Raw genomic sequence first — 9,404 nt, 5'->3', positions numbered from 1 at the left:
TATAATAACAAATAAATAAATCTACAATGAGAGGTAAATGATGATTCAAGATATAGAGCCAAGAATATTTGATAATAAATTTAAAAATAAAAAAGCAGAACCGCAGAATTTGTTTCTTTCATATGAAGGAGATACTGTACTTGTCAGAGAAGACAAGGAAAAACTCTGGTATCCATCATTTTCTGATTTTGAGGCAGAATATCCTCATCTTATAAATGATGCGCAATTTCTTTTCACTATAGACGACATTAATTACTACCTCGTAGTTGAAAAGGGACTTGATTTAGCAGAAGGATGGACCTATGTAACTACAAACAGATTCAGGACTGAACCAAAATACTGGCGTTCATTTGCAGGTGCTGTGGGATGGCAGCTGAACCGTTGGTATGACAATCACCGTTTTTGCAGCAAATGCGGCAAATCAACAAAACGCTCAGAAAAGGAAAGGATGCTCTATTGCGAATCCTGTGGTTTTAAAGCCTATCCTACTATTTCTCCATGCGTAATAGTTGCTGTTCATGATGGCGACCGCCTGCTTTTAACCAAGTATGCAGGTCGAGCATATACAAGATACGCCCTAATAGCTGGATTTGCAGAAATTGGAGAAAGCCTGGAGCAGACAGTTCACAGAGAAGTAAAAGAAGAAGTAGGCCTTAAAGTGAAGAATCTTAAATTCTATAAGAGCCAGCCCTGGCCGTTTACTGATACACTCCTTGCAGGCTTTTATGCTGAACTAGACGGTGATGACACCATCACGCTTGAGGAAGACGAGCTAGCCTTAGGCGTTTGGATGAACAAAGAAGATATACCACCTGCAGAACTGAACATAAGCCTCACAAGTGAGATGATGGAAGCATTCAGAACCGGATCTGTAAAATTATAGTGTCATAGAGACGTAGTCTGACAAAGTAAGCAAGATTTAAAATTAAACTAAAACAGGATAGAAAGTTAAAAATTCTATCCTGCTAAATTCATGCTAATATTTGTAATTTAATTTTCAGAATATTATACTTAGATTCTATATTTTTTTGCAAACTTCCCTTATTACTATTTGATTATATTTACCTCTTATGCCCTTTTTTTCAATCTGACTTCCGGCTCTGACGGCAGCTTGAATAACGGAACAAATCTGTCCCAACCGGTCAATGTCAGCAATAAAATTGAAACTACGGCTACTATTGCCATAAAATTATACCTTATTAAGTCAAATGAAACAAAGTTGTACAATGGATATACTGCGTTGGCTATTCCCACGTAGAATCCAATATAAACATGCCATGGAATCAGCTGAGAACCGAAAACGCCTAAGGCATCTGAAAAAGTTGCGTTTCTCAACTTCAATTTGTACATATCTTCTTGACTTGCCTCTACATTTTCATCTGTCAAGTCCTTTATTATAGGACCTATAGTTACTATCTGTGCCATTTCGTCTGCTAATGCTGCATTTCCTACCAAAGACAAAATTCCATTGGCAAACATCAACTGTCTTACACTTTTAGATGTTTTTGCTATGAAATCAGACAATGGCTTGAATGCATGCATCTTTGACATAATGCCTCCAAATGCACCAACCCACATCATCATAACAATAACCCATGACCCCGCATCCGCAAACCCAGTCATCATATTGTCCAGAAATTGATGAACAGAAGTAACTGTTCCTGCGAACAATCCGAATATCAACGATGAAATAAGCCCTACTCCCAGACATGCCAAAGTTGGTACACCCTTAATAGCAGTAATCAATACCAATATTAAAGGAACTATCATAAACATTGGCACTCCATTTTTAACCTGGCTCAGAAGTTCAACTGCTGACGGTCTTTCAATTGCCAGTGTATCATAAACTTCCTTTGGAATTTGGTTTATTGCTTCTGCTGCATTGCCTACTTCACCAGGCAAGCCCATACTTACCACTAAAAAACATACAGCAGCAAGAACCAGACAGCAAAGTGACCATGGACCCTGGCTTCTAATCCTGTCTACTACTTGTACACCTTGAATGCCTGAGCTTACGACTGTAGTGTCAGAGATTAATCCGATGTTATCTCCAAAGCAAGCTCCTCCTGCTATGGCGCAAACTGTAATTACGGGATTTCCTCCAACTATTTGGTTCAGCCATAAAAAAATCGGCGCACAAGCTGCAAATGTTCCCCAAGAAGTTCCTGTTGCTACCGAAAGAATGGCTGCTATTATAAAGGATGTTACTGCAACTGTCTTTGCAGATATTCCCAGACCTAATGCTATGTTGATTATAGCAGCACCTACTCCTGTTGACATAAATGATTCTGCCATTGCATAAGCCAACATTAAAATAAAAAATACCAATTGCATTTCTTTTACATTGTTAACTGCGGAATCAACCAAATCACCAAATTTGACCTTTTCTGTGAGTGAAGCAATAATTGCCGCATACACTACAGCAATCGGTGCAATTTGTAAAATATCAAGTCCTAATGTACCTAAGTTGCTTGCTATCATAAGTCCAGCCATTAGAAACACTGGTGATAACTTTAAAAACGCTATCATAAAAATACCTTCCTCTTAAGTTTTGTTTAAAGTATAATGTCATGTTAATAAATTAACAATGTATTATAACATGTATAATCGATTAATGCAAGCGATAAGGTTATTTTTTATACTCCATTAAGGAAAGATTATCCCATCTTCCATACTAAACATAGTAAACAATTTCACAGAATTATACCCCTGCATTAATTAATCTTATTTTTTTTATGACTTACAAAGTTCATACTTGTCTACTGACATGCCATTAATAATAACCGGTTTTACAAAATTAAAGCCAAGTCGTTTTAAGATATTAACAGAAGCTAGGTTTTCCATATTACAGGCAGCGACTAAACTATTATGTTCAGTATTATTGAAATAATATGCTACCGTCGATGCTGCGGCTTCATAACCAAAGCCATTTCCCCAACTGTCACGACAGTATCCATAAAATAACTCAATTCCATCAAGGTCTTCACATTCTCTAAACCCACAATAGCCTATATACAACATAGATGATTTTTCTACTACGGCAAATTCCATGTTATCCCCTAAAAAATTCATATCAATATCCTCGCAAAAAATCTTAAAACGTTGCTCATATGTTAGTGTAGTAACACCTCCTGTAAATTGTTTTGAAATCGGATCAGTAATCATACTCCAAAAGCGTTCAAAATCTGCAGTACTATGTTTTCTCAATATTAATCTTTCTGTTTCTATTTTCAATTATTCCACCTCAATTGCCTTTAATGCTCCGAACAATACACCAGCTACCGACCAAATAATCCAGGACATTGCCCAATTATTTGTAATGAAACTGTATCCAAGATAAACAGCGACGATTACGTACCAATATACTTTTGAAATAGTTTGAAATGTTTTATTTGATTTATTTTTTACAGAGTAATCGCCTTGTTGCAAAAGCACATTGCAAGGTTCGTAAGATCCGCTTTTGCTAATTATGTTATAAGTTGAGAATGCAACAATAATTAAAGTGACTACTACAGATATTGCACCAAATTCTTCCATTCCAGATGCAAGAGGAATAACAATAACTGGCAGAGCACTATACTCCTAATGCTGTTTTTGGTGCTATAGCTCTTGAATTTTCTATATAATTTTTTGCTTCTTCATAAGTGCTAGTAATTGATTTTACGTCATTTACCAGCTCTTTGATTAGTATTTTATTTCATAAAATCCATTATTAGGTATAATAGTAAGTTTTGTATTTGCTAATATTTTTTGACTTTCACTGTCTATGATCTCTAACCTTATATCGAAGGAATCTTTTATGTCTATTACTTTATCTTTTTCGGTTTTTTTTACATTTTCAATGTAATTTTTCTAATTTAAGGAAATTCAACTTTGTTTCCGATGTTAATATCCCTATAAAAATGACTACACAACCAAGAGACATTATTTTCGTAAACGAATCATGAAGAAAGACAACTGATAATAGTGTTCCAAATACTGATTCAAGACATAGCATTATAGATGTTTTCATTTCTGATATATATTTCTGACATACAATCTGCAATCCATAAGCTATTATTGTGCCAAATATTGTCATATATAGTATTGAAAGTATTCCAATCATAGGAAATTCTGAGGGGAACGGTTCCATAGCTAATGAAATTACTAGACCTATTATACCTGCAACAAAAGTTTGCAAAAATGTCAATATTATCGGATCCATTTCTTTAACTAAACGACCTATGACTGCAATATGCAATGCGTATAAAAACGAGCTTAATATTGTTATCATGTCTCCCTTGTTAAAACCGCCAGGTCCATTGACTGTTAGTAAATAAATTCCTACAAGAGTTAAAATTGCAGCCAAAAAATTATAAATATCAGGTTTCTTCTTATATATTATCCAATACAAAAAAGGTACCATAATAACATACAATGCAGCAAGAAACGATTGCTTTGATGGGGCAGTATACTGGAGGCCTATAATTTCAATGAGATATGCAAAATAGAATATAGTTCCACAAACAATCCCCCCTAATAATTGCTTTTTTGTAATTGTTAATATTCTCTTATTTAAAAAAATCCCAAGTATAATTCCACCTAATAAATACTTGGACATAGTGAAAAACATTGGTGAATAATAATTAAGAGCTATTTTTCCAATTGGAAAAGTGCTACCCCATAAAAATGCTGTGAAAACAAGTCCAAATTCATATAAAATTTCTTTTTTCCTATTTTGCAACAATACACTGTCCAATTATAACACCTTCATCTCTTTACTTTTCATTCTTCATATTATTAGTAGATTATTAAATACTTTACTACAGTAAATTTCATATCATCTTTCTTCGCACTCATTTTAATTAATTTAATGGAACAAAAACCTCTGCTGTCATTCCAGACTTAAGTATTCCGTCTACATCATCAATGGCAATTTTTATTTTTGTAGCTGTATGCTTACTGTCAGAGGTTGACTGCTCGTCCTTTGGCGTGTATTCATGAGTCAGGGAAATATAGCTTACCCTACCTGTTTGAGTACCCTGAGATGTTGTAACATTCAGCTCCTGGTTGTAATAAATTTTATCCAGATACTTATCAGGTATATAACAAAGTATATAAATATCATTAGAAACTGCAACATCGGCAATATTTGCTCCGGAAGTGACTATATCTCCAAGTTCAAAGTTTTTACTGATGATAATACCGTCTGCAAGAGCTGTAATATCATATTTGCTTAATATGTTTTGAGCTTGACTTAGCTGAGCAATTGATTGGTTTAAATCTGCCTGAGCCATATTTATAGACTCTTTTGAAGCACCGCTTTGAAGCAGTTTTAACTGTGCGTTTGCCGCATCGTAATTCGCCTGAGCCGCTACTATTCCTTGATGTGATTTGATTTTAGCACTTTGAAGCTGTCGATTGGCTGTATCAAGCTGATTTTCTGCCGTATCAAGCTTATATACCGCTAAATCCAAATCGCTTTTTGAAATGATATCTTCATTATAAGAATCAAGTGCTGTAACATATTGTGACTTTATGTAATCGTAGTTAGTTTGAGCTGAATTCACCGTATCCTGTGCAATTGAAACACTGTTGCTGTCGGATTCTGACTCAGCTGTTAATAAATCAAGCTGGGCTTTAAAAGCTGCAACCTGGGCACTTGCCTGTTCAATTTGCTCAGGGCGTGATCCTGCCTCAAGCTCTTTAAGCTTTGCTTTTTTCATATCAACAACAGCTTGAAGTTGCTCAACCAAGTACTTTTGATTTGTATTATCTATGGTTGCAATTATATCGCCTTTTTTAACGGGCTCACCCTGCTGCTTATTCATTTTAACTATTTTTCCTGAAACCTCACTTACGGATGATATAATAATATTTTGAATATCTCCTTTCAAAGTTAAATTTTCAGAATTTGATGAACAGCCTGAAAGAATTAAAATTACAGTTAAAACTATCAATAATTTCTTCATGTTACACCTCATTATATTTTACGATGCTTTTTAAGAGCAAAGATATTTGCAATGATGAAAAATATACAAAACATGCTGAGAACCAGCACATCAAATGCAATGGAGCTCCATCCCTTGCCGCGAATCATGACGTTTCTCAATGCATCTGCTGAATACCACAGTGGCGTGAATCGTCCAACAACCTGAAGCAACGGCACCATGGTGCTTAGATCAAACAGGCCGGAGAAGAATACCTGAGGCACTATTACTATTGGTATAAATTGAATCATCTGCATTTCATTTTCTGCAAATGCCGAGATGAAGGTTCCTATGGAAAGGGCTGACATTGCAGTTAAAATTGTTATAATCAGAACCAGGGCAAATGAACCAATCATCATTAAGTTAAGAACTTCAATGGAATACCATGCAATCAAAGTAGATTGAATTATAGTAAACACTCCGAAGCCAAGAAGATAACCAAGCACTATTTCCCATCTTCTAATGGGAGAAGCAAGGGTTCTTTCCAGTGTACCAGTGTTTCGTTCGCTTAAAAATGAAACACCTGCTATTAAAAAGACAAAAAAGAACACATAAAAACCAATCAATATAGGTCCGAAATTGTCAAAAGAAGACATATCTTCATAACCGTACAAATATGTTATATCTGTTCCAGAAGACGGAACAGGATGCATTACGCTCCGAACCAGCAAAAGGACGGCCTTGCTCTTAGCAGGATCGCTTCCTTCAAGCCTGATATGCGGTACCCCGCTCTCAAAATTAATGACAGCATCAACTTCGAAAATATTTAATGATTCCTCTGAATTATTTTCGTTAAGTCTTATAATTTTTGCATCCTCATCCTCAAGTTTGTTTACAAAGGAAAGAGGAGCATTTATTATTCCTATTTTAGGATGATAAACATTGCCGTTAAAAATTAATGACATCAAAGTTAAAACAAGTATGGGAGCAACTATCATTAGGCCTATAGTCCTTTTGTCGTGCTTCAATTGTAGAAGTATTCTTATCATTATGGCAATTACCCTCATTCAGAATCCCCTCCATAATATAAAAATGCTTCTTCAAGTGTTTCAGAAGATGTTGCTTGCATCAGTTCCACAGGCGTACCTACGGCTATGATTCTGCCATCTCTTATCATTCCCAGATTATCACAGTACAAAGCCTCATCCATTACATGGGTTGTAACAATAATTGTGGATCCTTTTCTTTTAAGCTCATATAATTCATTCCATATTGATTTACGAAGCACCGGGTCTATTCCAACTGTAGGCTCATCAAGTATAAGAACTGGAGGCTCGTGTATCAAGGCAACTGCAAGAGAAAGTCTTCGTTTCATGCCTCCCGAATATTTTTTTACCTGTTTTTTTAATTCATCAGACAAACCTACAATCTCCATTACATCCCTTATTCTCATTTTTCTTCTCGAACCTTTAAGCCCGTACAAGGATGCAAAAAACTGGAGGTTTTCTTCTGCAGTAAGTTCTCCGAAAAGAGCATCGGATTGTGCCATATAGCCAATCTTGCCCATAGTGGAAAGCTTGGGCATTTTATCACCCAGCAATACAACATTACCCTGTGTAGAGATATCGACACCTGCAATTATTTTTACCAGAGTTGTCTTGCCTGAACCCGAAGGACCAAGAAGTCCAAGAATCTGCGAGTAATTTACATTCAAATTAATGTCAAATAAAACCTGTTTCTTTCCAAAGAATTTGCTTACAGATTCAACCCAGATACAGGAAGAATCAGCTTTTTCTACATTCAACATTTTACAATTCTCTTCTTTCGTCTGCTTTTCTTAAATCCCATACCATGTATTTTTAAGATTAATCCTCAATATTAATATCTATGAAACGATTACCCTTGCCCCACACAGATACTATTGGCAATATCTTTACGAATGCAGCTGGATCAATTTTTTTTATAAGCCTTTGAATCATAATAGATTGATTTGGTGAACAAATAGATTCAATTAGAATTTTATCTTTGTTTGTATAGCCTCCTTTTATATTAAAAAGAGTTACACCCCTACCTAGTTCATACATAATATATCTGCTGATTTCTTCATGTTTACAACTTATTATTTCTAGCTTGTACAATTTAGTTCCAACACCGAACATAATAAAGTCACAAACCTTTGTTACAATCAATTGGCTTATAACAGAATACAAGGCTATATTTCTGCCAAATGCGAAAGCTGCAATAATTATTACAGTTCCATCCAAGACTAACATAATATAGCTTACATTTATTGATGGAAAGATTTTTTTATTTAATATCCTCGCAATAGTATCTGTTCCTCCAAATGAAAAGCCCTTTCTAAGTATCATACCCACCCCTGCTCCATAAAATATTGAAAAATAAATTGAAGCAAGTAAAAGGTCATTTTCTACAAATTTAAATTCATAATTTTGCATCACCAACAATACAGTCGGATATAAAACAGAAAGAAAAACAATTTTCATGATTTCCTTCTTGCCCATGAGCAAATACGTGGTAAAAAGTATGATAAGTGTTGCAAAATAATAAATATATGAATAATTAATATTTATATAGCGTTCCAGAATAATCGCAAGACCAGTTATACCGCTTGTAATAAGTCCATTTGGTTTGAGTATATAATTTACGGAAAAAGCCGTTATAACACAACCAAAAGTTAAATAAATAGTATCATATAATAATTTCTTAATATTTAATTTTCTCATTTTTCTCCTAACCAGAAACGGTCTTCATTTTATACAAAAATATTATGTACTATCAGTTTATCAAACTTAACATGATATGACAATGCAAATTTCAAACCTTGATTCAACAAATTCCAAAGTTTATTTTATGCTTTTAATTTATTTTCAGAAGATGAATTAAATGAGAAGAAAAAAATACATGTGGAAACTGAAAGCTTTAATACAATAGCTGAAGAGACTAGATTAGATATTCTCAATGATAGTGATTTACTATTAAATTACTTTAATCTCATCAAAGAGGTAGATAATAAGGACATTAATAGTTAATTTGCTTACTTGATGGTATTATAGAACGAAAAGCAATTTGGTATGATTGCAAATACAAACACATAAATAACCTTATCTAAATAGACAAACAGTAGAAATTAAGCACTTTCTGTATTTATAAATTAACTCTGGAAAGAACCATTTTTAGATTAGCATAAACTGATTTTCAGTCTTATGTGTCTTGCTGTAACTAGCAAATTCTTTTGCAAAGTTTTCGGCAAAAAGTACTTACCAGTTACAGCTATTTTATTTAATATTTATTTACACTATATTCCTAAGTCTAAAATTGCCAACCAAACTCTTAAGCATTTCAGCCTGCCCATTTAACTCTTCGCTGGCAGCAGCACTTTCTTCTGCTGTAGCACTGTTCGTTTGAATAACAGAAGCTATTTGATCTACACCAATATTTATTTGATTAGCAGACTGTGCTTGTTGATTAGAAGCC

Annotated in this window: 9 protein-coding genes and 1 pseudogene; 1 reads left to right on the top strand and 9 read right to left on the bottom strand. The window is 34.4% G+C overall.

All coding sequences use genetic code 11. The features are described from left to right. Nucleotides 1–40 precede the first annotated feature (40 nt). The gene (nudC, locus tag SA378_RS05615; protein WP_318525004.1) at nt 41–883 is read left to right on the top strand and encodes an NAD(+) diphosphatase; all 843 of its coding nucleotides are present in this window, start codon (nt 41–43) and stop codon (nt 881–883) included. A gap of 185 nt (nt 884–1,068) precedes the next feature. Here the strand turns inward: nudC and SA378_RS05610 are convergent, their stop codons facing one another. From SA378_RS05610 to SA378_RS05570, 9 genes and pseudogenes are all read right to left on the bottom strand, one after another. Then, complete coding sequence (locus tag SA378_RS05610) at nt 1,069–2,529, bottom strand: Na+/H+ antiporter NhaC family protein (RefSeq protein ID WP_318525003.1); 1,461 nt, start codon at nt 2,527–2,529, stop codon at nt 1,069–1,071. A 204-nt stretch (nt 2,530–2,733) separates the two neighbouring features. After that, on the bottom strand, nt 2,734–3,207 hold the full coding sequence (locus SA378_RS05605; RefSeq protein WP_318525002.1) for a GNAT family N-acetyltransferase: 474 nt from the start codon (nt 3,205–3,207) through the stop codon (nt 2,734–2,736). A gap of 27 nt (nt 3,208–3,234) precedes the next feature. Continuing rightward, nucleotides 3,235–3,537: a hypothetical protein gene (locus SA378_RS05600; protein ID WP_318525001.1), complete on the bottom strand. Its 303-nt coding sequence runs from the start codon at nt 3,535–3,537 to the stop codon at nt 3,235–3,237. A 301-nt stretch (nt 3,538–3,838) separates the two neighbouring features. Next, on the bottom strand, nt 3,839–4,738 hold the full coding sequence (locus tag SA378_RS05595; RefSeq protein WP_318525000.1) for a DMT family transporter: 900 nt from the start codon (nt 4,736–4,738) through the stop codon (nt 3,839–3,841). Nucleotides 4,739–4,844: 106 nt separating this feature from the next. Then, entirely contained in the window at nt 4,845–5,951 is a 1,107-nt protein-coding gene (locus SA378_RS05590; RefSeq protein ID WP_318524999.1) for an HlyD family secretion protein, read from the bottom strand. Between the two features lie 11 nt (nt 5,952–5,962). Then, nucleotides 5,963–6,976: an ABC transporter permease gene (locus SA378_RS05585; RefSeq protein WP_318524998.1), complete on the bottom strand. Its 1,014-nt coding sequence runs from the start codon at nt 6,974–6,976 to the stop codon at nt 5,963–5,965. After that, nucleotides 6,973–7,716: an ABC transporter ATP-binding protein gene (locus SA378_RS05580; protein WP_318524997.1), complete on the bottom strand. Its 744-nt coding sequence runs from the start codon at nt 7,714–7,716 to the stop codon at nt 6,973–6,975. The genes SA378_RS05585 and SA378_RS05580 overlap by 4 nt, the downstream gene beginning before the upstream one ends. A gap of 58 nt (nt 7,717–7,774) precedes the next feature. Further along, entirely contained in the window at nt 7,775–8,653 is an 879-nt protein-coding gene (locus tag SA378_RS05575) for a YitT family protein (RefSeq protein ID WP_318524996.1), read from the bottom strand. Nucleotides 8,654–9,220: 567 nt separating this feature from the next. Beyond that, nucleotides 9,221–9,404 (bottom strand): annotated as a pseudogene (locus SA378_RS05570) (hypothetical protein); the annotation flags it as partial.

The sequence above is a fragment of the Sedimentibacter sp. genome, assembly GCF_033447055.1.
Taxonomy (GTDB): Bacteria; Bacillota; Clostridia; order Tissierellales; family Sedimentibacteraceae; genus Sedimentibacter.
This window is presented reverse-complemented; position numbering and strand designations above follow the sequence as displayed.